Source organism: Phormidium sp. CCY1219, from assembly GCF_055795085.1.
On the sequence record NZ_JAYFEQ010000234.1, the window covers coordinates 1 to 313 of the forward strand.

1 protein-coding gene is annotated in these 313 nt (G+C 51.1%); it reads right to left on the reverse strand.

Annotation, left to right across the window (positions count from 1 at the left end):
- On the reverse strand, nucleotides 1-313 hold a 313-nt coding region (locus AC0QH1_RS02430), incomplete at both ends, for a choice-of-anchor Q domain-containing protein (RefSeq protein WP_324629198.1).

Sequence of the window (313 nt, forward strand, 5' to 3'; positions counted from 1 at the left end):
AAGGTTTTGCTAACGGGTGTCCCTTCGCTGGTGGTTCCGATATCTATTGCGGTTGTGCTGTCATCGGGAATATCGGTAGTGTTGTCTAATACTTGGATTTCCGGTTGATTGATTTGTAGTTCAAAGGCACCGATATCGGCAATTTGGGTGCCATTGTTATCCCCATCAATGGGACGCGGTAAACCCCGTTGGTCTGTGGCGGGTGCGCTTGCATTATCTCCGGCATCTATGGCGGGACTTCCGGGGAGTAAAGGATGTACCAGTCTACCGTTTATTTCTTGTAGGGCACCGAGTTTCGGGTCGGCGATCGCGA